Raw genomic sequence first — 22,145 nt, forward strand, 5'->3', positions numbered from 1 at the left:
CTCCCACAAGAGAAGGAAAAAGGCGTCTACACCGCCACCTCTTCGCCGAGATACGCGACCGCTGCCTCAAGCCCGCCTTTGCCGTGCGGGATCTTCAGCGCGTTCAGCCCGATCTCGATCACGCCCAACGTGCCGAGCAGCATCGGGGCGTTGACGTGGCCCATATGGGCGATGCGGAAGGCTTGTCCCGAGAGATCGCCGATGCCGGTGCCGAGCACGACGCCGCACTTCTCCTTGCAATAGCGTTGCAGGATTGCCGGATCGTGGCCGTTGCTCATGGTCACCGTGGTCACGGTGTTGGAGCGTTCGCTGGCTTCGGCGACGTTGAAGCCGAGCACCTGGCCTTCCGACCACGCGCCGACCGCGCGGCGTGCGGCCTCGCCGAGCAGGCTGTGACGTCGGAAGGCGTTCTCCAGTCCTTCCTCGTGCAGCAGGTCAATGGCCTGGCGCAGCGCGAACAGCAGATGCACCGGCGCGGTGCCGGCATATTTGCGATAGTGCTCGCTGCCCTCGCGCTCGCTCCAGCTCCAATAGGGCGTGCTCATGTTGGCGGTCTTCTGCACCTCGCGCGCGCGCGCGTTGGCCGCGACGAAGCCGAGGCCGGGCGGCGTCATCAGGCCCTTTTGCGAGCCCGACATCGCGACGTCGATGCCCCATTTGTCCATCTCGAACGGCATGCAGCCGAGCGAGGCCACAGTGTCGACCATGTACAGCGCCGGATGGCCGCTGGCCTTGATCGCCTTGCCAATCGCCTCGATGTCGTTCTGCACGCCTGAGGCGGTGTCGACCTGGACGACGACGACGGCCTTGATGGTGTGCTCCTTGTCGCGGCGCAGGCGCTCCTCGACCTCGTGCGGCCGCACCGCGCGTCGCCAGTCGCCCTTGAGCACCTCGACCTCGGCACCCATCAGCGCCGCGGCATGGCCCCAGCCGATCGCGAACCGTCCGCTTTCGAGCACCAGCACCTTGTCGCCGCGCGACAGCACGTTGCTCAATGCTGCTTCCCAGGCGCCGTGACCGTTGGCGATGTAGATGTAGGACTTGCCCTTGGTGGCAAACAGTTTCGAGATGTCACTGAGCAGGCTCTCGGTCAGATCGGTCATCTGTTTGGAGTAGATGTCGATCGCCGGACGATGCATCGCCCGCAGCACCTCGTCGGGCATATTGGTGGGCCCGGGGATGGCCAGAAATTCCCGGCCCGCGCGAACGGTCATTGCTGTTGGTCCTTGTTGCCTGAGAATAGGATGGTAGGTCGCTGATTCACACTTTTACGCGGCGCCGCAGTGCAAGAAAAGGCCGGAAAACGCAGGTCTGACGTGGGTTATCTCTTAGTCTCGCGGCAGCCCGCATCTTCGGCTTCCTCCACCGAGCAGAACCAGCGCGTGCCCTTGCTGATCTTCATCTTGATCTGCGCATACCAGCGGCTGGTCGGCCGGTGATAGATGCACTCGCCGGCGCTGTTGACGTTGCCCTTGATGGTGCAGTCCGGCGAGGGCGCGACCGGGCCCGAAGCCGAAGCGAGCAGGATCGCATGTGCGCCATCGGGCGGCTTGGTGGCGCCGAGGATGGTGGTCTTCTTGTTGCGCTCGCGCCAGTCCCAGGGCGCGATGAAGGCGCCTTGCCACATGCCGGCTTTTGCCTCCCGCGCGGCGGCATCATCGGCTTCGTAGTCGCGCGAGACGCGGGTGTAGGCCAGCGCCCAGCCTGCGCGCACCAGCCATTTCTGGATATCCTCGCCGCCGACGTCGCAGCGCGCCACGGTGCGGCCGCGCCGGTCGATCGACCGCGCATGGCAGACCCAGGTCTTGCCGTCGGCGTATTTGGCGAGCTCGTCGCGGGCCGCTATGCCGCAGGTCCAGCGCTCGCCCTTGTTGTTGAGGCAGAGCTGGTCGACCGCGGGGGCGTCGATGCCGCCGAGCCTGATCCGCGTGTTGCCGATCACCACCGCGTCGCCGGCGCGGACCTTCGCTGTGCCGGTGATGTCGGCGGCCCGCGCCGGCGATGGCAAGCCGGACAAGGAGAAGCCAAGCAATGACAGCGCAATCAGGGGTTTTCGCAACATGCCGGCCCGCGTGTGATGAAAACTGCGATAGACCTCGCAATTGTGGTCGGCTTTTGTCCGCTCGGCCAGCATATGCCTGGCAATTGGGCTTTCAACTTCCTGTCATCGGGCGAAGTTTAGTAGGGTGGGTTAGCCGAAGGCGTAACCCACCTCTTTCGTCTCCACGGCGGCAGAAGTGGTGGGTTACGCTTCGCTAACCCACCCTGCGCAACCTCATCCCCGCGCCATCGCCCGCTTGGCCACCGCCAGCGCCATCAGCACGAACGCCGACGTGACCTCCGGACCGCCCACCAGGATCCGCGTCGGCGTCTTCATCTTGTTCCACTCATAGGCGCGGAACGGGCCGCGGCGGCTGCCTTCGCCGACGCTCGCGACGATCACGTTCAGCGCCGGCGCAAAGGCGCGCGGGTCGGCGCCGAGATGGCCGAGCGCGATCAGGGCGAGCGCTGCGTCGAACACGTTCATTTCGGCGGCCATCAACTCGCCCTTGACGTAGGAGAGCACGCGGTGGCGGATGAAATCGAAATCGCCGTCGGGATCGATGATCGCCTGCGCCGCCAGCGGCAGCGCCAGGAAGGCAGCATAGCAGCGACCGAAATAGGCGCTGTAAAGCTCAGGCAAATAGTAGATATGCGAGCGCGGATTGGCGAAGGCGCCGCTCGCCGCCAGCCGCTTCTGGAAGCCGAGGATGCGATGCACGGTGGCGAGCCGCGCCGGCGTCTCCAATACTTTCCAGCGCGCGAGGTTGCGAAAGCTGACCTCGAGAATGTCGAGATTGAGCGTCGGATCGAGATCATTGCCATAGGGCCGCTCGCCCTTGAGATTGTCGATCCAGGTCGCAACCCCGCCCTCGTAATCGATATTGTCGTTGATCGGCACGGTCACGCGCGGCTCGTTGACGCCGGCGCGCACCTGATAGCCGGCATAGAAATCCAGCAGCGGCTGGTCGAGGATCGGATCGGTGCAGCCGGCCTGCGTCGCCGCGGAGATCGAGCACGCCGTGGTGTCGCAATCCGGCACGTAGACGCCGAAGCCGAGGTCCTGCTTGATCTGGGCGAAGTAGCGTGAGAAGCGCGGATGCGGTGCCGGCGCGAGCGCGGTGATGACGTTGAACCGCGCCCCGTCGATGCCCTCGACCTCTTCGCGGCTGATGTTGACGCAGAAATCGACCATGTCGGCAACCGCGCGCTCCGCCGCCATCTTGTCGGAGAGCGAGGCGAGACCGGTCTCAACGTAGCTCAACAGCGCCTCGATGAAGAACGCGTCGTAATAGGCCGAGCGGTGGCGGATCTGCACCGGCTCCCACATCGGTTCGGCAACCCCTCGCCAGGGCGGATTGACGACCGCGCGCGCCGGCGATCGCGCGATGAAGACACGGGCGAGGTTGAACAGCAGCGAGGAGTTCTTGTAGCCGCGCGCGTTGAGACCCGTGAGCGCCATGGTCAGCTCTCGGCCGCGGAAATCGGGATCGCCGATCAGGTTGAACGCGGCGTAGGTCGGCAGAAAGCCATTTTTGCGGTACGAGCCCAGCAGATGCTGCGCGCAGTCGCGGATCACGCCGTCGATCTGCGATTGTTGCGGCATGGCGCCGGTGAACATGGCCGGCGGCGGCTTGGGATGATCCAGCGCGATGCTGTCGACGAGATCGGCGACGGGCTGGCCGACCGCCGCCCAATTGGGCTCGGCCTCGTCGCGGGCGCGCACCAGGGCCTGGCGCAGCCGGGCCAGTTTGCCTTCGTCGCGCAGCTCGGGCAGCCCGGCCCGGCGGAGCAGTACCCGCAGTGCGGGATTGCCGAGCGCGGTCTTGTAGAACTTGGGCAGATGCGGATCGCCGCTGGCCGCAACAGACAGTACTGGATCGCAGACGTCGTAAAGCGAGGGGCCGTCCTTCCGCGCCGTCAGCGCCCGGCAGGCGGCGCCGGCAAAATATTGAAAGCTCATGAAATAACCTGGTCGCGGGAATTGGCCGGGGGGCCGGCCGGCGCGCTCCCAGCCGCGCGCCACCCCCTGCAAGTCGTTGAAAAAGCTACCCGGATTCGCAGGAAATACAAATGTGATGAGGGTCACAGAAAAAGCCGGCACGAAGCCTGCATAATCAGGCTCCGGAAGGCTACGGGGACGCAAAAAAATCACACATTGGGCAGCACAAATTAGTTCATGTTTCCAGAGGCTTAGCTCAAATTTTCGGCGATCTATTGCCGGGGAGGCGATATCCGGTTAAGGCTTTGTTTGGTGCGGCGCCGCAAATTGCGCGCAATTCGGGGGCACACCCCCGGCCAATCCCTCAAACCCAAAGACGCTATCGCGCTACTCAAACAGTGTGCGCGTGTTTGGCTGGTCTTTGGCACTGACAGGAATGACGCGAGATGAATGTAACGCAGCTCGACATTTCCCGACGCACGATCGCGGTGGCCGCAGCCCTCATCGGCACGGTCTCGCTCGTGATCGGCGCCCATGCTGCCCTCAACATGCGGGCGCTCGATGCCGCCAAGGCCGTCTCGACCGACCAGGTCACCGGCTCGATCGGCCAAGCCTCGCGTCTCGCCCTCGTCATCGGCAATGGGCACTACCCCGACGCCAGCGCGCCGCTGACGCAGTCGATCAACGACGCCCGCGCGCTGTCCTCGTCGCTGCGCAAGAACGGTTTTGACGTCGACATGGTGGAAGACGCGACCAAGGACGACATGGTCCGCGCCGTCAATCGCCTGAAGTCCCGGATCAAGCCCGACACCGTCGTCATGCTGTTCTTCGGCGGCTACGGCGTGCAGGCCGGCCGCGAGAGCTACATGCTGCCGGTCGATGCCGTGATCTGGAAGGAAAGCGATGTCCGCCGTCACGGCGTCTCCATCGAGGGCGTGCTCGACATGATGAAGGAGCAGGGCGCCAAGGCCAAGCTCGTCGTGGTCGACGCCTCCCGCCGCAATCCCTATGAGCGCCGCTTCCGCTCCTACAGCCACGGCCTCGCGCCGATCAGCGCGACGGACAATGCGCTGATCCTCTCCTCGGCTTCGCCGGGCAAGGTCGTCGACGACGGCAAGGGCGAGCACAGCGTGCTGGTCAGCGAGTTCCTCAACAACCTCAATACGCAGGGCAGCGCCGAGAGCGTCTTCAACAAGACCCGCCTTGCCATCTCCCGCGCCAGCGAAGGCGACCAGGTCCCGACCGTCTCCTCCTCGCTGCTCGAGGACGTCCATTTCGGCGAAGCCGGCGGCTAGTTTTTCTTAGGTTCTGCGAAGTCTCGTGCCCCGGACGCGGCGCATCATGCAATGATGCGACGCAGAGCCGGGGCCTAGTTTTTAAGCTTATCGCTTGGACGAGAGATGGGTCCGGCTCTGCGCGGCAGCGTCACACGCTGCAGCGCGTCCGGGACACGAGCAATCCTACTTCGCCGCTTCCGTGGCCATCACCGTGCGCACCGGATCTCCTTCGCGCAGCAGCGCGCCGGCGCGGGCGACGACGATATCGCCCTCGTTGAGGCCGTCGCGAATCTCGATATTGCCGCCCGACATCAGTCCGACCTCGACGCGCTTGGTCTCGACGCGGTTGCGGCGGATCACCTGCACGACGGTGCCGGCGGAGGAATACTGCACCGAGGTCAGCGGCACCGCGACGTTGCAGCTCTGGCCCGACTTGATCAGTGCGCGCCCGCTCGCATTCAGCAACAGCCGCTTCTGCGAGGAGATGCCGATATAGACCATGCCCTGCTGGATGTTCGGCTCGACCGTCGGGCCGATGCGGCGCACCTTGCCGTCGATATCGCCGGCGCCGGCGATGCGCACGGTCGCCACCTGGTTGACCGCGAGCTTGCGCATATCGCTGGTCGCGACGAGGGCGACGAGATCGTACTCGCTGCGCGCCACGATCGTGAACAGCGCCTCGCCCTTGGCGGAGGCGAGGTTGCCGATCTGCGCGGTCGACGTCGCGATCACGCCTGCCACGGGGGCGGTGACCTGAAGCGTGCCGCCCTCGGGCAGTGCCAGCCGCGCCAGCACCTGGCCTGCGGTGGTGGTGTCGCCGGCTTCCGCCAGCACCTCTGTCACCTTCAGGCCGGGCCGCTCCGGCCGCACCGAGCTTGCCTCGCGCGCGATGATGGTGCCGGTGCCCTCGACGATGTCGGAGAAACAGGATTTTGCGACCTTCAGCACCGTGACCGCCGGCCCCTTGGGCGCGTCGTCATCGGCGGCGGCAGCGGGCTGGGCCGACAGCAACAGCAGTCCGGCGAGCGCAACGAGATGTCTGGAAACAGAACGCGCAGGCAATGATCGCATGGGTCATTCCGGTTGGGGCCTTGACGGCCTCATCGTTAGCAGAAGCGATCGCTGCGAGCCAAGGGCACATCAGGGCCGGCCGGATGAGAATGCCGCAGCAGCACGGGCGGCGCGATGCCGCCCGTTGAATTAGTCGCCGCACAAGCAAAGAGGTTCGTCGGCCGCCCAACAAACGCGTCATGCCCGGGCTTGTCCGGGCATCCACGTTCTTTGTGCCGCGTAGCTAGGCGTGGATGGCCGGGACAAGCCCGGCCATGACGACGAGGAGGTACCAGCGCCCGCTCACGGCAGGCTCAAAAACTCCACCCAGTTCGGCTTCTTGCCGGTGGCGTAGGATTTCAGCTTGGTCAGCACCCCGCTGCTCTGGTCGATGGCATAGACCGTCATGCTGTCGGAGAGCTCGCCCACGGCGGCAAGGTACCGCCCGCCGGGATCGATATGGAAGCCGCGTGGCTGCTTCTCGGTCGGCACGCTGCCGATGGTGGTCAGCTTGCCGGTGGTTGCATCGACCTTGTAGGCGGTGAGCGTGCTGGTGGTGCGCTCGGAGGCGTAGAGGAAACGGCCGTCGGGGGTGATTTGGATGTCGGCTGCCCAGGGCTTTCCGGTAAATCCTTCGGGCAGCGCGCTGGTGCGCTGGATCTCGTCCCATGCGCCGCCCTTGGCCTCATAGGCGAACGCCGCGACGTCGCCGTTTAGCTCGTGCAGGAGATAGACGAACTTGCCGTTGGGGTGGAACACGAAATGCCGGGGTCCCGATTTCTCCGGCACCTTGTGGGCCGGCGGATCGCTCGGCGTGAGCGTGCCGGTCGTGGCATCGAACGTGAAGGCCAGGATCTGGTCGGAGCCGAGATTGGTCGCGAACGCGAAGCGGTTGTCGGGCGAGGGCAGGAAGGCGTGCGCGTTCAGCCCGGTCGGGATCACCTGCTTCGGTTCGCCTGCGACGCCGTTGGCGAGCAGCGGATTCAGCGCGACCTTGTTGCCGCCATAGGAGGCGCTGAACAGGAATTTGCCGCCGCGGTCGATGGCGATGTAGGCCATGCTGTCGGCGAGCGGGCCGTTGCCGATATGGCTGAGCTGGCCGGTCTTCGGATCGATCGCAAAGCTCACCGCGAGAAACGGCTGCGAGCGGACACCGGCGATCAGCACGCGATGGTCGGGCGTGATCGCGAGCGGCGTCGAGGAGCCGGGCTTTTCGACGCCGGTGAAGCCGGCCGTCTGCACGGGCGTCATCTCGCCGCTCTCGGCCATCTTGAACACGCTGATGTCGTTACTGTCGGCATTGCCGACATAGGCGAACGTCTCGGCCATGCCGGCGCGGACTCCAGAAATGAGAGTGAGGAAAGCAAGCGTGGTGGCGATCGCGGCGCGGGGTACGCCGGATCTGATGCGTCGGGTCGATCTCAACATGGGGTCCTCCTGGATGTCGGTGCGGCATTTGTCGTTTTGCCGGCGAGGATAGCGGCAGCCGCCCCGCCGCGCCAAACTCCAATGGGGATCGATCGATGCCGAAATGGTATCGGTGGAGGTCTACCATATGGCCGCTGTGCGCGAGGGCAGATGGGGCCCGGGCGGGGTGGGGGCGGCCCGAGCACGGTCCACACGGTGACCGCGAGCAGCGCGCAGGTCAGGATCGTCCAGGCGACGAGTCGTTTCCGCATCAGGCCGAATCCGTCAGTCATATGAAGAGAATGCTCCCGGGGAGCGGGCCTGGCGATCGTGCACTGCAAATCGCGGCGATCCTATGAACTCGTTCACAGGCGAACCGAACCAATGCCGCGCGAGCGCATTGAACCGGCATGCCCCGTGAAAACGATCTCGAAGGTAAGCCCGACATGGGCGGCAAGCATGGCGGTCAGGCCGGCCAGCCCAAGTCGCCGCCGCGCCCGCGTCAGGGCGAGCGCGATGAGGACGTCGTGGCAAAGCGCCACACCGGCCAAACCGATCCCAACTCCGCGCCGACCAAACCAAAATAGCATCTCGCCCGCGCCGCACTCGCACCGGGAACGGCAGCCTCGTCTTGCCGTTACCCTGATCCCGCGGCGGAGCAGATCGAAACGGAGGCTGGCACGTGTTTTGGATTTATTGGGACACCGCCTGGTCGCTCATTATCAGCGGCATCATGTTCGCCACCATCGTCGCGCATCCCGATGCCGAGTTCGTCGAGATCCACACGGCCAAGCAGGTCAAGTGAGCCCGCACCGGCCGGTTTGACGGCGCATGATCGCATGCTGCGCCGAGCCGGGACGAAGGTTGAGACCTCAAATCATGCTGCCGGGCATGAAGCAGCGGATCATGGCGCGGCCGTTGACGTAATACGGCCAGACCATGGTGCGGCCGACGCGGTTTGGCTCGGTGATCACGGCGTCGTCGGGCACCTCGATCCAGTCGCCCAGGAGTCTCACGCGATAATGTCCGTTGCTGGTGTCCCAGTCGACATCGTCCAGCGCCGTGCCATCGGCATCGGCACAGCAGGGACCGCCGCCCTTGCTGCGCAGGCTCTCGAACCAGCCCTTGAGGGGCGAGTTCGCGTAGCGACCGTCGTCGCGGGCCTGCACGGATGGGCCGATCATGGCGGCAACCGCCACGAGAGTGATCATCCTGAATGCCGCGATCGCCATGTCGCCTCGCTCGATCTCGCGCGCGCACGAACGCAGACGAGGAGCCGCCTGCGCTGCACGGACGCAATGCTGGCTGGCGCCGCCGACCGGTTCCAGCCGTCTCAGCGGGGCGATAACCGCGAGGGTCGATGTTTGATCCTATTTTCAAGGGCGCGGACTTATCGAGTCCGCGCCCTGCTTCAGCTCCAACCCGGCAAGCGGTCAGTAGTCCCAGAACACCGGCACCCAACGGAAGGCGTCGCCGTCGGCTGCCACCCGGCCCACGGACGGGAACGGCAGGTGCGTGGCCACCAGCATTTCCCCGGTCTCGGCAAGCTGTCGCAACAGACGGATGCGAACGCGCGCTGCCTCCTCGGGGTCGTGTTCGAACCCATTAAACCAGTCGGGTTGCTCGAACCCGACGGCAAACACGGCGTCGCCGGCGAATGTCAGCGCATCATCGCCGGACGCCATGCGAACCACGCTATGTCCGGGGGTGTGACCGCCGGTGCGACGGGCGATGACGCCAGGTGCAATCTCGTGCTCGTCATCGAACAGCCTCAGCTGACTGCCGTACTCCTTCAGGAACTGCTTGGCGGTCGATCGAAGCGCGTCCGGAAAGCCTTCCGGCATGGCAGTGCGGGAGAAATCCGGCTTTTCCCAGAACTTGACCTCGGCGGCCGCGACGTGGATCCGCAGGTCCTTGCGCAGCTGCTGCTTCACGCCGTCGACCAGCAGGCCGCCAATGTGGTCCATGTGCAGATGAGTCAGCACCAGATCGGTCACCGCCGAAAGATCGATGCCGGCGGCCGCCAGTCGCCTGATCAACTGCCCGGCGCGCGGCAAGTTCAGGTTCGGATCCGAACCCAGTCCGGCGTCGATGAGGATGGTCTTGCCGCCGCTGCGAACCATGACGGCGTTCAGCGCCCAGTCGAAAGCGTCCTGCGGCAGGAACATGTCGTGCAGCCAGGTCGCCCGCACCGCCGGGTCGGCGTTGTGTGCGAGCATCTTGGTCGGCAGCGGCAGCACGCCGTCGCTGACCACCAGCACGTCGATCTCGCCGATCTTCAGTGCGTAGCGCGACGGAACGAGCTCTTCAGGTCCCGATGACACGGGATATGAGGTGTTGTGCAGATTCATGTTGGTCTCCTGTTTCAAGGTTGAGGCACTTGGTTGGTGTTGACTCTGGCTGGTCCTGGTTGAGCAGGCCGCGCCGCCAGCGAGAGCGCGGCCGTCATCGCTTGGTGAGTTAGAGGTTCGTCACGCGCTCATTGCGCGGTCCAGCCGCCATCGACGGAGATCGTCGTCCCCGTGATCTGGTCGGCCGCGGCCGAGCACAAGAAGGCGACGGTGCCACCGATCTGCTTAGGGGAGGCGAAGTCCAGCGATGGCTGTTTTTCGGAGAGAAGCTCTTCGGCCGCTTGCTTCTGGCTGATGCCTTTCTCCGCCGCGATGTCGCTAATCTGTTTCTCCACGAGCGGCGTGCGCACCCAGCCGGGACAGACCGCGTTGCAAGTGACGCCGCTGCCGGCGGTTTCGAGGCCTACCACCTTGGTGAGGCCGACGAGGCCATGCTTGGCCGCGACATAGGCTGCCTTGTGGGTGGATGCGACGAGACCATGCGTGGAAGCGATGTTGACGATGCGACCCCATCGCTGCTTTTTCATCTGGGGCACGGCCGAAGCGATGCCGTGAAATGCGGCCGACAGGTTGATGTCGAGAATGGCCTTCCACTTGGCGGGCGGAAACGCCTCGACCGGTGCGGTGAACTGGATGCCGGCATTGTTGACGAGGATGTCGAGCCGTCCAAAGTTCTCGATGGTTGCCGCGATCATTCCGCGCACGGCCTCACCATCAGACATGTCGGCGCCGTCATACGCGACGCGGACGCCGTCCTCGCGTTCGATGCCGCTGCGGATCTTCTCGATCTCCGCCGGATCTCCAAAACCGTTCAGGACGATATCGGCGCCGAGCCTGGCCAGCTCTCTTGCGATCCCGAGGCCAATGCCGCTGGTCGATCCGGTGACGATCGCTACTTTGCCTTTCAACATGAAAAACTCCTTTCGATGATGGTTGCCGGCGAGGTCAATCGCGGCGGTGAATGTCGTGGGTGACGATGCCGAGTTCGGAAGGCGGCGGCTCGAGGCGCCGTCCGTCGGCCAACGTGCGGCGGATGTCGTCCCGTCCACTTTGCCAGTGCGCGCGCATCGCTTTCGGTCCGAACTCGTAATCCTTGGAGTGACCTTCGTGGAGCTTGGACTGGTAGATCAGGTGGATGATGTTGTGGGAGCGGTGACGGGCGAGCTCGGCGATGGCGCGCATTTCGGGATCGTTTCTTGCGGCGTCCGGCAATCTGTCGATCGTCCGCTGCAGCGCCTGCCGCATCTCCTGCATCCGTAGCGCCTGGTCGGTGACGGCGCGGGTACGACTGGAATACTGAATGTCCTTCTGCCGGCTCGACACCTCCATCATGTCGTGCGGCACGCGGCCCCGCGCCGACCAGAGATCGATCTGGAACGTCAGCGTGTCTTTCGCATCGCCCGACAGGACGCGAGAGAGAGGCGTGTTGGAGACCACGCCACCATCCCAGTAGTGCTCGGAGTCGATTTCGACGGCGGGAAATCCGGGCGGCAGCGCGCCCGAAGCCATGAAGTGTTTCGGACCGAGCCGCCGCTCGGCTGTGTCGAAATAGGTGAGATTGCCGGTGCGGACGTTGACCGCGCCGACGCTGACACGCACTTCGCCCGAGTTCAGCCGGTCGAAATCGACGAGCTGTTCCAGCGTCCGTTGCAACGGCGCCGTGTCATAGAAGCTGGTCGACGCGTCGCCGGAGAAGGGCGACCACAGGGGCGAGGGGAAGCGCGGCCTGAAGAAGCCGGGCTGGCCCTGGAACAGCGCGCGCATCGCGGCAAGCGTGTTGTGCAGTGAGTTGAAGTCGAACGCGAACGGTAGCGCACCGGCCAGTCCCTCGCCGGCAGGCCATTCCACCGGGGTTGCGCAGATCGTCTCCCAGAACTCGCGCAGCCGTGCCACGCGCTCGTCTTCCGGGGAGCCCGCGATGATCGCGGCGTTGAGCGCGCCGATCGAGATGCCCGCCAGCCAGTTCGGCCGGATCCCGGCCTCGTGCAAGCCTTCGTAGACGCCGGCCTGGTAGGCCCCGAGCGCGCCGCCGCCCTGCAGCACCAGCGCAACGACATCGTAGGGCAGCGGATTGATCGGTCGTGCGGAATCGATTTGTTCGCGTGTCACGTTGAACATGGTGACTACTCCTTGCAATGCGACCTGTTCGGTCAGCCCGCGTGTGTTTCGGTCAGGATTTCAGCTCCGGCTCCAGGGGATCGCGCCGCCGCGGACCGCTCCAGATAGTCGTGCACCACGGTGCCCAATCCGAGCGTCAGATCGGCAACGATATGCTTGGCCGAGAGCACCTGAAGAACCGGCAGCTCGGCGACCGGTGCGAGCGCGTGGGAGAAGAGATCGAGCGCGGCGGGCCCCGTCCATGCGCCCTTCACCGTCACGTCCTCGAGATGGAAGCGCACCAGTTCGCAAATGCGCGCGGTGCCGTCGACATGCGGAATGATCTTCAGCAGGAAATTGGGCGCGATGAGCTTTCGTGCTTCGGTGGAAAGATCGAGGGCGCGATGCTTGTAGCCCATGGTGCCGGTGGCGATGCGCACCGAGCCGTAGTCCAGCGTGCCGACCAGCGTATCGGTCTCGACGGCCAGCTTCGGCTGAGCCAGCTTCTTGGGAAAGCCCCACAGCTCGCGGCCGCCGGCGATCGGCGGATGATCGTTGAGGAACATCTGGTGGACGAAGCTGCCGGTCTGGCCGCGGAAGGACACCGGGATGATCTGGCCGCTTTCCGTGTAGTCGCCGAAGCCGGTGGAATCAGGCATGCGAATGAATTCGTAATTCACCACAGGCTCGGTCAGCTCCAGCGGCTCCGGCACGATCCGGCGCAACGCCTCCGGGTCGGTCCGGTACTGGATGATGAAATATTCGCGGTTGATGAAGCGATACGGGCCGGGCGGGAAAGCCGGGTTCGTCAGCGGCATCGCGAACGCGACGTTGCGGATCTGCTGGTTCATGCTGTGGGCTCCTGAATGGTCGGTCTGCAGTGGCGGGCCGCGCGCCCCGCGGGAGCGCGGCCATCATCACGTGAGGCGGCTAGACTTCGGTCACGCGTTCCGGATCGGCCGAAGCGAGCGCCAGGGCGCGCTCCGCCTTCGGCGGATAGATCCAGACGGTGTTGATCTCACGCTTGGTCTTCTTGGCGACATCGCCGACCATCTCGACCTTGCGCTCCCAGCCGCGTGTGAACAGCGCGCCGGCTTCGCCGAGGTCGAGGCAGGTGACGTAGGCCTTCTGGTGGTAGGGTCTGGTCGGAACGCCGAGCAATTCGGCCGCGGCATTGTTGCCGGCAAAGGCGCCCATCCGCGTGGCGTGCTGGCACGACATCAGTGCGTAATTGCCCTCGTCGTCGCAGGCGGCGCGTGCCGCGTCGCCGGCCGCGAAGACACCTTGAACGCCTGGCACCTGCAAGCAGCGATCGACCAGCAACCGTCCGAAATTGTCGCGCTCGGCGGGAATCTGCCCGGTCAGCGGCGCTGCACGAATGCCCGCTGCCCAAATCACTGTCTCGGTTTCAATGTGCTCACCGCTGGACAAGGTGACGCCGGTGTCGTCAAGCGCGGCGACGCCGGCGCCGAGCCGTGTCTCTACGCCAACCTTGCGCAAGGCTTCCTCGATGACGGAGCGTGCGCCTGCACCCATGTCGGGTGCGATCGCAGTGTTGCGATCGACGATGACGACGCGAGTCTTGGCATCGGGGCCCAGGATTTCGCGCAGCCGCGTCGGCATTTCGGTGGCCGCCTCGATCCCGGTGAAGCCGCCGCCAGCGACGACGACCGTGTCGCGTCCGTTCGCGGCGGGCCGCTCCGCGAGGCCATGCAGATGCTTGTCGAGCGCTACGGCATCGTCGAGCGAATCGACGCTGAAGCCGTGCTCGGCGAGGCCCGGAATGTTCGGACGGAATAGCCGGCTGCCGGTGGTCACGACGAGGCGGTCGTAGGACAGCGTCTTTCGCGGGCCCTTCGCGGGCGTGATCTGCACCGTTCTGGCCTCGGTGTTGATCGTCTCGGCGCTGCCCTGGATGTAGTCGACGTCGATCGCCTCGAGGACGTCGAGCAGCGGGGCCGTCACGGTTTCCGGCTTCGACTCGTAGAGCCGCGGACGGACCACCAGCGTCGGCTCCGGTGAAACGAGCGCGATCTGCAGATCTTGCGGCGAGGCGCCCCGGATGTCGCGCAGCCGGGCTGCGGAAAGCGCGGCGTACATGCCGGCGAAGCCGGCCCCGATGATGACGAGTCGCATGGGTTTTCTCCTTGGTTGCTGTTCGAAAGACCGCGCGCGACCGCGCTGCTGCGTTGAGAACAGCGTCCGGCGTCGGCGCGTGGGGTGGGTTGGATCGCTGGCCTCAGGGCGCGATGCAGCGTGCCTGCAGATTCGGCGGCCGGCCGTAACCTAAGACGACGGGCTGAAGCTCACTTCGACTCCAGTCCTGATAGGGAAGGCCGGCGCCATTTCGGATCATGATGGAAACGGGCGGTTGTGCCGGGTGCATGGTGTAAGCCGGAATTTCCACTTCCTCGCCCGTCGCCGACGTGAAGCGAACGGCCAGCGAGAGTCCGTACAGGGTTGCGGTCGCGAGGCTTCGGCGGCGTGAGGCAATCAGCCGTCGGCTGACGAAGTTTTTCCAGGTCATCTTTGGTCTCCCTCGATTGGTCTGGACATGGAGATGATGTAGCTGACCCGATTTGCCGTTGCCCCAGCGCGATTGCCGTCGCTGTCGAGAGATTGCTGCTAACGCATACGCCTGCGCCAATCGCTCGGCGTCTCGCCCGTCAGCTTCTTGAATGCTGCGGCGAAGGCCGTTTGCGAGGAGTAACCAAGCGCCGCGGCGACCGAGACGATCGATTCGTCGCTCTCCCGCAACATGTTCATGGCCTGCTCGAGCCGGTGCTGACGCAGCCAGGCATGCGGCGATAGCCCGGTGCTCTCCTTGAAGGACCGGCAGAAATGGAAGCGCGACAGTCCGGCATCGGACGCCAGCGCATCGAGCGAGACGTCCGCTTCGCTGTCGCAGCGCAATCGTTCGATCGCACGGAGCAGGACCTTCGGCGCCAGCCCGCCCATGGTCGGCTGGAACGTGGTTGGCGAGCCTGCATGCGCAGCCAAAAGGCGCGTGGCCAGAAGATCCGTGAGCTGATGCCGGAACAGCGCATCAAGGACGCCATGGCCCCCCAGCGAATCCGCGGCGCTCAGGAGCAGTCGGGACGTGATGGTGTCGGGATGCGCCGTTCGCTCAATCAATTCGGCGGTCCCGGCGGTCCCGGCCTCGCCAGCGACGCGCTGCAGCGTTGCGTCGGGAAGGTAAAGCTGCACGACGTCGACGGGCTTCGGAATGTCCCATCGGGAGCTCGACCCTTCCGGAACGATGTTCACGACCCCCGGACGAAACGTGCCGATCGCGATCGATTTTCCCGAGCGCCGCTCCATGCGCTGCATCACGCCTTTATGCGCCATGATCACGTGGTGGCGCATGGGCTCGACGACGTCGTGCAGCGCATCATGTTTCCAATGCGCGATCCCCGCGCCGGAGGAGTCCAAGGCCGTGCGAAACGGCTCGGTTCTGAGCACGCGCGCCATCTCCGCGTCGGCGGCGCGCCGCTCGGACGTCGAGCGATCGTCAGGCTGTACGTCGGGTGCGGGCGGCAAGCCCTTGTGCGAGGGATTGCGCATAAGTGCAGTGTTCCCGGTCATGATGTGGCTCCTGCTGATCAGCTCGGGCTTTCGATCAGTCGTCCGTATTTGTACGGAACGGCGCGTGTTCTAGGCGCCGTGGCTGCCGGGCGTATTTCCTGAACCCGCCATGTTTTGTCCGATCCTGCTCCAAGCCGGCCGGCGCTTTCGCGAACGCACGGCGGGCGGGAGTGGACAGAGATGTTGATGACAAAGCGTGCGGCAGTGCGCCGCTAGGCCGCGGCCGCCTGCGCCGACAACAGCTGCTTCAGTTTCGCGGCCGGCACGGCCGGGCTGAACAGCCAGCCCTGCATCTGGCTGCATCCGAGCTGGAGCAGCACCGCGCGCTGCGCTTCGGTCTCGACGCCTTCCGCGGTCGTCGCCATGTGACGGGCGGCGGCCATGTGCACCACCGCCTGCACGATCGGCGAGGAATCTTCCGACTGACCGATGTCGCTGATGAAGCTGCGGTCGATCTTGATCTTGTCGAACGGGAAACGATGCAAATAGCTCAGCGACGAATAACCAGTGCCGAAATCGTCGAGCGCGATGCGCACGCCGAGCTCGCGCAGCTGCTGCAGGATCGTCAGCGCCTCCTGGTCGTCGCGGATCAGGACCGTCTCGGTGATCTCGAGCTCGAGCCGTCCGGGCGCGAGACCCGACTCGGCGAGTGCGGCTGCGACCTTCAGCGCCAGCGTCCGCGAGCGGAACTGCACCGGTGAGACGTTGACCGCGATGTGGATGTCGCCGGGCCAGGAGGCCGCCTCGAGGCAGGCCTGCCTCAGCACCCATTCGCCGATCTCGCCGATCAATCCGGTCTCTTCCGCAACCGGGATGAAGTCGGCGGGCGAGACCATGCCGCGTTCCGGATGGTGCCAGCGCAGCAGCGCTTCGCAGCCGGTGACGACATTGGCCGCGAGATCGACCAGCGGCTGGTAGTGCACCTCGAACTCGCCGCGGGCCAGCGCCTGCCGCAGATCGAACTCGAGCTGGCGGCGCAGCCGCGCCTTGGCGTCGTATTCGGGCGCGAAGATACGGAACGTGCGGCGGCCCTCGGATTTCGCCGCATACATCGCGAGATCGGCGCGCTTGAGCAGATCGTCGAGATTGTCGCCGTGGTCGGGGGCGATCGCGATGCCGATGCTGGCATCGGTCGGGATTTCCTGGCCGTTGCAGTCCACGGGGGCGCGCAGCGCCTTCAGGATCTGCTCGGCCAGCGCCGTCAGTTCGGCCTCGTCGCGGCTGCCGGCCTTGACGATGGCGAATTCGTCGCCGCCCAGCCGTGCGACCATGTCGCTGCCGCTGACGCAGGCGCGCAGGCGGTTCGCGACCTGGCGCAGCAGCTCGTCGCCGACCTCGTGGCCCAGCGAATCGTTGACGCCCTTGAACTCGTCGACGTCGATATAGAGGATCGCGAACGGCTTGCCCTGGGCAAGCTCGGCGACGCGCCGCTCCAGATGGCCGCGCATCAGCACGCGGTTGGGCAGGTCGGTGAGGGCGTCGTAATGCGCCATATGCGCGATGCGCTCGTCGGCCCGGATGCGCTCGGTGACGTCGTCATGGGTCGCGAGCCAGCCGCCGCCGGCGCCGGGCTGGTTCTTGATCTCGATCAGGCGGCCATCGGAGGTCTCGACTATCGCGCTGTGGGTCTGGCCGACGCTGCCCAGAATGCCGTCGCAATAGGAATCGACGTCGCCGTCGAACGAGCCGGTGTCATGGCGATGCTGAATCACGTCGCGGAAATACGCGCCGGGCTTCACCAATTCGGCCGACAGCCCGTACATCTCGATGTAGCGGCGGTTGCAGACGATCAGCCGCTGGTCCTGGTCGAACATCAGCAAGCCCTGCGTCATCGTGTTCATCGCGGTATCGAGCTGCTGCTTCTCCACGGCGAGCCGGCGCGTCATCTGGCGGAAGATGGAATAAAGCGTCAGCACGAGCAGGCCGATCGACAGCACGGCGACGGTCACGAAGAATTTGGTCTGCGTGTGCCATGTTGCCAGCGTCGCATCCAGCGACTTGGTCGCAACCACCACCAGCGGCTCGCCGGTCAGGAGGCGTGCGGCGACGATGCGATCCTTGCCGTCGATCGGGCTTGCGAGCTGGGTCGTGACGAAGGTGCGCTCGAACACCGCCATCTGCTCGCGCGTGCCGTTGCGGAAATTCTGCCCGATCATCGCCTCCACATGCGGAATGCGCGCCAGCAGCTGGCCGTTCTGGTGGTGCATCGCGATCGAGGAATCCTCGCCGAGCCCGCTCGAGGCGAAGAAGGATTCGAGCTGGTCGGGCGTGATCGCGCGCGAGACCAGCCCAAGGAATTCGCCGTGGGGACCGGAGACGCGGCGCGCGAACACGATCGCCGGTCCGCTGCCCAACCGTCCCGGCACGACCTCGATCTCTTCCTGCGACGCCGGATCGTTCTTGAGGCGATTGAAATAGCCGCGGTCGGCAACCGAAACATCGGCGACCGGCCAGCGCCGCGACGAGTTGATCAGCACGCCCTTGGCGTCGAACACGTTGGCGCCGGCGACGTCCGACCAGCCGCTGGCTTTGGCGCGCAGCGCCTCGTGCACAGCGAGCGTGCCCATCTCGCTGCGGAAGACGTCGGCGGAGTCGATACCATGGCTTTCGAGCTCGGCGATGATGCTCTTCTGCAGCACCGCGAAGTCCTCGAACTCGCGGTCGAAATGGCGCGCGAGCAACCGGACCGCGCTCTCCACGCTGTCGCGGCCGCTTTCGATCGCATTCTGCCGGAAGCGGTCGACGGTGAGCGCGGTGCCGATCGCCATTGCGGCCATCAGCACGAAGCCCCCTGCGATCAGCCATGTCAGCGGCGCGCCGCGCCAACGGCGCAGCAACGCGCGCATGCGCGCGCTCCATCGGATCGATGTGCCCATCCAGCCCTCCCGTGGGATGCAAGATGCGGCAAAACCGACAAGACCACGTTACCAGTGAGGGTTAGGAAAACATGAATCGGAATGGAATCAGAGGGTTGGTTCCATCGCTTGTCTGAAGGTGCGGGGCCATGGTTCCCTCAGCGTCGGATTTCCCATCGCAACGCTTCCGCATTGGTCTTGGCGAACATCGCCGGCACGTCGAAGGTCCCGGTCTTGAGATCATAGCGGCAGCGCCAGTCGGCCAATCCCTTCACGGCGACGTTCTTCGGGTGCTTGTCCATTTCGCCCGACAGCGAGATCACGAGGTAACGGTTGTCCGGCCAGTGCACGCCAAGCCCGCGATAGGCCTCTTCGGTGCCTTTCACGAGATTGGCCGAGATGTGGTAGTCGAGCTTCATCTTCCCCGTGTCCGGCCGGCTGTGGAAATAGGCCCAGGCCAGGTCGCTGAACGAGGTCTTCGTCGCGCTGACGAAGGCGCCTTTGTCGACATGGTAGAGATAGAGGTCCTGCTCGCCGGAGCCGGTCTTCTGCATCCGCACCAGCCATTGCGAGTCGGGGGTGAAGCGGAAGCCGGCGCCGTAGCCCTGCTCGGGCTTCAGCTCCGTCATCTGGTGGCCACGCCTCGCCCAGGCCTGCCATTTGACGTCGAAATCTCCGCTGTCCTTCATGTACTGCTCGATCTTGGTGGCTTTGTCGGGCGAGGTGAAGGCTAGATCGGCATCGTCAGTGAGAGCGAAGCCAGACGGCGGGCCGGAAGCGGCGAGCGCCGGAGTTGCGGCCAGGATGAGGGCAACCACCAGCCATTGTGCGGGACGGCAAAATGCGGTCACGGAAAAAATTCCTCAAGAAAAATGCCGCGATGCGGCCTCGATCATTTGACGCCGGCGGGGGTGCGCCGGTTCATCCCGGCGTGCCGGCGCATCATCCCATCGACCGTCTTGCTGCCGTGGCCAAAACGGCGCACCTTGCCGGCTCGATTGATTTGCTAGGTTCTTCCTGATCAAGGTTCGTTTCCGATGGTGACCGCGACCAAGGCCTTCATTGCATTCTGTCTGCTCGCGGTGGGCGGCACCGTGCTGGTGATCGGCCCCACCGAGCTGCGTCGCATGCTGCCGATCGGGGCCAAGACCGATTCCGTGGTCGCCGCCAAGCCGGAGGCCAAGGTCGAACAGAAGGTCGAACTCAAGCCGGAACTCAAGCCGGAAGAGCCCAAGCTGGCCGCAAGCGCGCCGCCGGTGCCGGCCGCGTCCCCCGCTGAAACGAAGGCGGGTGCGCTGGCCGAGACGCAAAAGCAGGTCACGGCCGCGCTTGCCGATCTTGCACCGGTCAAGCCGCCGCCGGCGATTGCGGATACCGGCCCCCGCTTCGACGTTGCACGCGTCGACGATCACGGCGAGGCGGCGGTGATCGCGGGTCGGGCGACGCCCGGCTCCAAGGTCGAGCTGCTGCGCGACGGCAAGCCGCTCGACAGTGTGGTGGCGGATGCGTCGGGCCAATTCGTGATGACGCCGCCGCAGCTTCCCGCCGGTTCCTACGAGCTGACCTTGCGGGCGAAATCGCCTGACGGCACCGTCACGCAATCCGGCCGCAGCATGCCGGTCGTCATCGCCGATGCCGCACCGCCGCCCGCTCGCCCTGCACCGGTCGCGCGGCAAGAGGCGAAACAAGAGGCGAAGGCCGAGAAGCCCGACGACAAGTCGGATGTCGTGGCATCGGTGTCGGACAGGCCCGCAGCCCGGCCGAGATTGATGGGCGCACCGAAACCGAAGGGCGGATCGGGGGTCATGGCGCGGGCGCCCGCGGCCACGACCGTTGCATCGGCCTCGCCGGCGGACGCCGTCAGCGGAGCAGCGGCGGAAACAGGCGGCAGCCGGGTGATCTCCCGCGGCGACAGCCTGTGGGCGCTCAGCCGGCTCGCTTACGGCGACGGCGCCCGCTTTGCGGTGATCTACAACGCCAACCGCGCCAAGATCCACAATCCCAATTTGATCTATCCCGGCCAAACCTTCGTGCTGCCGCAAAAGGCGGAGTAACACCGCATCGGCTCTACCGGTGCGCGTTGCGACGCTTTGCCCTGTACGCTTCCGGAACATTTGGTTCCCTCGCGCGTCATGGTGATGCGACACGATGTGCGCTTGGCGCCGGAGGAGGGCCAAGGTGGACAGGTCAGTGGTCATGTCGAGATCACGCTTGGGGCTCAGGCCAAGGCTGGGGCTGGCGCTATCAGGCGTAACCCTCGTGATTCTGGCGGTGCTGTTGCCAAATCGCGCCGAGGCGCAGTTCGGCTTCCGCGGCGGCCCGCTCGGTGTTGCGCGCTTTGCCGTCGGCCACATGATCGGCATGTCTCGCTTGCGCCATGCCCGCATGGCGGTGCGGGGCAGCCGATACCGCTCCGCAGCGTTGAGGTCGCAAGATCCTCGCGGCGCAGAGCGCGGCCAGCCTGCGAATCCTCACGTCCTCCGTGCCGCAATGACGGCGCAAGCTGCGCTGTCGGGCTGGCGCGGCGGCCGCCGTCCGCAGGGCTGGTGGCGCCACCCTGACGGCAGCTACGGCTGGGTTGGTCCGGTGTTCTGGCCGTTCGCGCATGACGATCTCACCACCGCGATCATCCTCGGCGATACGACCAGCCTCTCGCTCTATGGCTATGGCGACATCTATGCCGCGATCTTCGCGCCCTATGCGGCCACCGAGCTTGCCGCCTACACCACGCCGCACGGCCGGCGCGGACGGCGAGTCCCGACCGCGGAGACGGTCTGCGATGCCAGCGACACCGGCGGCCTGCCGGTCGATCGTATCGCCGCTATCGTGCAGCCGAATGAATTGCAGCGCACAGCGCTCGACGAACTCGCCACCGCGTGGGCATCCGCGCGCGACACTATCCGCGCCGCCTGTCCGACGCAGGTCCCCGCGACGGCCATCGAGCGCCTCGGCCTGATGCGCGAGCGCATCGAGGCCATGATCAAGGCAACGGACGCCGTCGCACCTTCGCTCGCAAAATTCCTCGACCTCCTCGACGACGACCAGAAGGCCAAGCTCGATGGCCTGGCCAAGGAGCGCCGCGCCGCGCTCGCGTCGATCCAGCAAAAGAATCCCGAGGCGGCGTCGGCCTGCCAGGCGGACAGCGATCCCCGCTACGACGAGAAGCTGCAGCGCCAATACGAGCAGCTCGTGCAGCAGCAATGGCCCGCGGCCGAGATCGCCTCCACGCTCAAGCTCGACGACACCGGCCGCGCCCGCCTCGACGTGCTCCAGGACACCACGCTGCGCACCATGGAAACGCTCAGCGCCTGTCCGTCACAGGCAGCAGCGACACCGCAGGCACGCCTCACGGCCGTGAAGGCGCGGCTGCAGACGATGCTGCAAGCGGTGAACGGGGTCAGTGACGCGCTCGACGATTTCGAAGCTGACTTAAGCGACGAGCAGAAGGCCGGCTTCGAGGCGATCGGGCCGAAGCGCGGGGTGTGATCAACCGCACCGCTTCTAGCCAATTCCGTGCCCGCGTAAGTCATTGATCTTGCAG

20 protein-coding genes are annotated in these 22,145 nt (G+C 65.5%); 5 read left to right on the forward strand and 15 right to left on the reverse strand.

Annotated features, from left to right (window positions below):
* Positions 1 to 26 precede the first annotated feature (26 nt).
* The 3 genes from BcanWU425_RS02235 to BcanWU425_RS02245 all read right to left on the reverse strand — a co-directional run bounded on the left by BcanWU425_RS02235 (position 27) and on the right by BcanWU425_RS02245 (position 4,003).
* A complete protein-coding gene (locus BcanWU425_RS02235; RefSeq protein ID WP_018456620.1) occupies positions 27 to 1,214 on the reverse strand; it encodes a pyridoxal-phosphate-dependent aminotransferase family protein in 1,188 nt (395 codons plus the stop codon).
* A gap of 107 nt (positions 1,215 to 1,321) precedes the next feature.
* Positions 1,322 to 2,062 (reverse strand): thermonuclease family protein, encoded by a 741-nt coding sequence (locus BcanWU425_RS02240; RefSeq protein ID WP_026233211.1) that lies wholly within the window; start codon positions 2,060 to 2,062, stop codon positions 1,322 to 1,324.
* 213 nt (positions 2,063 to 2,275) lie between these two features.
* Positions 2,276 to 4,003, reverse strand: a complete 1,728-nt coding sequence (locus BcanWU425_RS02245) for a hypothetical protein (RefSeq protein WP_204512834.1) — start codon at positions 4,001 to 4,003, stop codon at positions 2,276 to 2,278.
* 425 nt (positions 4,004 to 4,428) lie between these two features.
* Here BcanWU425_RS02245 and BcanWU425_RS02250 point away from each other — a divergent pair, with 425 nt between their 5' ends.
* Positions 4,429 to 5,277, forward strand: a complete 849-nt coding sequence (locus BcanWU425_RS02250) for a caspase family protein (RefSeq protein WP_018456617.1) — start codon at positions 4,429 to 4,431, stop codon at positions 5,275 to 5,277.
* Between the two features lie 165 nt (positions 5,278 to 5,442).
* Here BcanWU425_RS02250 and BcanWU425_RS02255 read toward each other — a convergent pair whose 3' ends face one another.
* Positions 5,443 to 6,330 (reverse strand): efflux RND transporter periplasmic adaptor subunit, encoded by an 888-nt coding sequence (locus BcanWU425_RS02255; RefSeq protein ID WP_026233210.1) that lies wholly within the window; start codon positions 6,328 to 6,330, stop codon positions 5,443 to 5,445.
* Between the two features lie 282 nt (positions 6,331 to 6,612).
* On the reverse strand, positions 6,613 to 7,737 hold the full coding sequence (locus BcanWU425_RS02260; protein WP_026233209.1) for a lactonase family protein: 1,125 nt from the start codon (positions 7,735 to 7,737) through the stop codon (positions 6,613 to 6,615).
* Positions 7,738 to 8,126: 389 nt separating this feature from the next.
* On the opposite strand from BcanWU425_RS02260, the gene BcanWU425_RS02265 reads away from it, so the two are divergent.
* Positions 8,127 to 8,303 carry a hypothetical protein gene (locus BcanWU425_RS02265; protein ID WP_157642977.1) on the forward strand — a complete coding sequence of 59 codons (177 nt, stop codon included), beginning with the start codon at positions 8,127 to 8,129 and terminating at the stop codon, positions 8,301 to 8,303.
* A gap of 95 nt (positions 8,304 to 8,398) precedes the next feature.
* The gene (locus tag BcanWU425_RS37365; protein WP_268738921.1) at positions 8,399 to 8,521 is read left to right on the forward strand and encodes a hypothetical protein; all 123 of its coding nucleotides are present in this window, start codon (positions 8,399 to 8,401) and stop codon (positions 8,519 to 8,521) included.
* A 67-nt stretch (positions 8,522 to 8,588) separates the two neighbouring features.
* Here BcanWU425_RS37365 and BcanWU425_RS02270 read toward each other — a convergent pair whose 3' ends face one another.
* From BcanWU425_RS02270 to BcanWU425_RS02315, 10 genes are all read right to left on the reverse strand, one after another.
* Positions 8,589 to 8,948 (reverse strand): hypothetical protein, encoded by a 360-nt coding sequence (locus tag BcanWU425_RS02270; protein ID WP_018456611.1) that lies wholly within the window; start codon positions 8,946 to 8,948, stop codon positions 8,589 to 8,591.
* A 201-nt stretch (positions 8,949 to 9,149) separates the two neighbouring features.
* Positions 9,150 to 10,067, reverse strand: coding sequence for an MBL fold metallo-hydrolase (locus tag BcanWU425_RS02275; protein ID WP_204512833.1), 918 nt, complete (start codon positions 10,065 to 10,067; stop codon positions 9,150 to 9,152).
* Between the two features lie 128 nt (positions 10,068 to 10,195).
* Positions 10,196 to 10,978 carry a 3-hydroxybutyrate dehydrogenase gene (locus BcanWU425_RS02280; protein WP_204512832.1) on the reverse strand — a complete coding sequence of 261 codons (783 nt, stop codon included), beginning with the start codon at positions 10,976 to 10,978 and terminating at the stop codon, positions 10,196 to 10,198.
* A gap of 34 nt (positions 10,979 to 11,012) precedes the next feature.
* Positions 11,013 to 12,185 carry a patatin-like phospholipase family protein gene (locus BcanWU425_RS02285; RefSeq protein ID WP_204512831.1) on the reverse strand — a complete coding sequence of 391 codons (1,173 nt, stop codon included), beginning with the start codon at positions 12,183 to 12,185 and terminating at the stop codon, positions 11,013 to 11,015.
* 32 nt (positions 12,186 to 12,217) lie between these two features.
* Positions 12,218 to 13,015, reverse strand: coding sequence for an acetoacetate decarboxylase (locus tag BcanWU425_RS02290; RefSeq protein WP_204512830.1), 798 nt, complete (start codon positions 13,013 to 13,015; stop codon positions 12,218 to 12,220).
* Between the two features lie 79 nt (positions 13,016 to 13,094).
* Positions 13,095 to 14,300, reverse strand: a complete 1,206-nt coding sequence (locus BcanWU425_RS02295) for an NAD(P)/FAD-dependent oxidoreductase (protein WP_204512829.1) — start codon at positions 14,298 to 14,300, stop codon at positions 13,095 to 13,097.
* A gap of 103 nt (positions 14,301 to 14,403) precedes the next feature.
* The gene (locus BcanWU425_RS02300) at positions 14,404 to 14,691 is read right to left on the reverse strand and encodes a hypothetical protein (RefSeq protein WP_018456605.1); all 288 of its coding nucleotides are present in this window, start codon (positions 14,689 to 14,691) and stop codon (positions 14,404 to 14,406) included.
* Positions 14,692 to 14,789: 98 nt separating this feature from the next.
* Positions 14,790 to 15,749 carry a helix-turn-helix domain-containing protein gene (locus BcanWU425_RS02305; protein WP_204512828.1) on the reverse strand — a complete coding sequence of 320 codons (960 nt, stop codon included), beginning with the start codon at positions 15,747 to 15,749 and terminating at the stop codon, positions 14,790 to 14,792.
* Positions 15,750 to 15,961: 212 nt separating this feature from the next.
* Complete coding sequence (locus BcanWU425_RS02310; protein ID WP_204512827.1) at positions 15,962 to 18,625, reverse strand: bifunctional diguanylate cyclase/phosphodiesterase; 2,664 nt, start codon at positions 18,623 to 18,625, stop codon at positions 15,962 to 15,964.
* Positions 18,626 to 18,762: 137 nt separating this feature from the next.
* Positions 18,763 to 19,455, reverse strand: coding sequence for a hypothetical protein (locus BcanWU425_RS02315; protein ID WP_204512826.1), 693 nt, complete (start codon positions 19,453 to 19,455; stop codon positions 18,763 to 18,765).
* A 186-nt stretch (positions 19,456 to 19,641) separates the two neighbouring features.
* Between BcanWU425_RS02315 and BcanWU425_RS02320 the strand changes: the two genes are divergently transcribed.
* Entirely contained in the window at positions 19,642 to 20,658 is a 1,017-nt protein-coding gene (locus BcanWU425_RS02320; RefSeq protein ID WP_204512824.1) for a LysM peptidoglycan-binding domain-containing protein, read from the forward strand.
* A gap of 142 nt (positions 20,659 to 20,800) precedes the next feature.
* Positions 20,801 to 22,090 carry a Spy/CpxP family protein refolding chaperone gene (locus BcanWU425_RS02325; protein WP_231189642.1) on the forward strand — a complete coding sequence of 430 codons (1,290 nt, stop codon included), beginning with the start codon at positions 20,801 to 20,803 and terminating at the stop codon, positions 22,088 to 22,090.
* Positions 22,091 to 22,145: the final 55 nt, after the last annotated feature.

The organism is Bradyrhizobium sp. WU425, assembly GCF_021052305.1.
GTDB classification, from domain to species: Bacteria; Pseudomonadota; Alphaproteobacteria; order Rhizobiales; family Xanthobacteraceae; genus Bradyrhizobium; species Bradyrhizobium canariense_D.

Excerpts from the sequence above, each read along its gene's own strand:
- BcanWU425_RS02260 (WP_026233209.1), bottom strand. The coding sequence starts at position 7,737 with ATGTTGAGATCGACCCGACGCATCAGATCCGGCGTACCCCGCGCCGCG.
- BcanWU425_RS02290 (WP_204512830.1), bottom strand. The coding sequence starts at position 13,015 with ATGAACCAGCAGATCCGCAACGTCGCGTTCGCGATGCCGCTGACGAAC.
- BcanWU425_RS02255 (WP_026233210.1), bottom strand. The coding sequence starts at position 6,330 with ATGCGATCATTGCCTGCGCGTTCTGTTTCCAGACATCTCGTTGCGCTC.
- BcanWU425_RS02270 (WP_018456611.1), bottom strand. The coding sequence starts at position 8,948 with ATGGCGATCGCGGCATTCAGGATGATCACTCTCGTGGCGGTTGCCGCC.
- BcanWU425_RS02310 (WP_204512827.1), bottom strand. The coding sequence starts at position 18,625 with ATGGGCACATCGATCCGATGGAGCGCGCGCATGCGCGCGTTGCTGCGC.
- BcanWU425_RS02235 (WP_018456620.1), bottom strand. The coding sequence starts at position 1,214 with ATGACCGTTCGCGCGGGCCGGGAATTTCTGGCCATCCCCGGGCCCACC.
- BcanWU425_RS02305 (WP_204512828.1), bottom strand. The coding sequence starts at position 15,749 with ATGACCGGGAACACTGCACTTATGCGCAATCCCTCGCACAAGGGCTTG.
- BcanWU425_RS02240 (WP_026233211.1), bottom strand. The coding sequence starts at position 2,062 with ATGTTGCGAAAACCCCTGATTGCGCTGTCATTGCTTGGCTTCTCCTTG.
- BcanWU425_RS02245 (WP_204512834.1), bottom strand. The coding sequence starts at position 4,003 with ATGAGCTTTCAATATTTTGCCGGCGCCGCCTGCCGGGCGCTGACGGCG.
- BcanWU425_RS02295 (WP_204512829.1), bottom strand. The coding sequence starts at position 14,300 with ATGCGACTCGTCATCATCGGGGCCGGCTTCGCCGGCATGTACGCCGCG.
- BcanWU425_RS02250 (WP_018456617.1), top strand. The coding sequence starts at position 4,429 with ATGAATGTAACGCAGCTCGACATTTCCCGACGCACGATCGCGGTGGCC.
- BcanWU425_RS02300 (WP_018456605.1), bottom strand. The coding sequence starts at position 14,691 with ATGACCTGGAAAAACTTCGTCAGCCGACGGCTGATTGCCTCACGCCGC.
- BcanWU425_RS02275 (WP_204512833.1), bottom strand. The coding sequence starts at position 10,067 with ATGAATCTGCACAACACCTCATATCCCGTGTCATCGGGACCTGAAGAG.
- BcanWU425_RS02320 (WP_204512824.1), top strand. The coding sequence starts at position 19,642 with ATGGTGACCGCGACCAAGGCCTTCATTGCATTCTGTCTGCTCGCGGTG.
- BcanWU425_RS02325 (WP_231189642.1), top strand. The coding sequence starts at position 20,801 with ATGTCGAGATCACGCTTGGGGCTCAGGCCAAGGCTGGGGCTGGCGCTA.
- BcanWU425_RS02265 (WP_157642977.1), top strand. The coding sequence starts at position 8,127 with ATGCCCCGTGAAAACGATCTCGAAGGTAAGCCCGACATGGGCGGCAAG.
- BcanWU425_RS02285 (WP_204512831.1), bottom strand. The coding sequence starts at position 12,185 with ATGTTCAACGTGACACGCGAACAAATCGATTCCGCACGACCGATCAAT.
- BcanWU425_RS02280 (WP_204512832.1), bottom strand. The coding sequence starts at position 10,978 with ATGTTGAAAGGCAAAGTAGCGATCGTCACCGGATCGACCAGCGGCATT.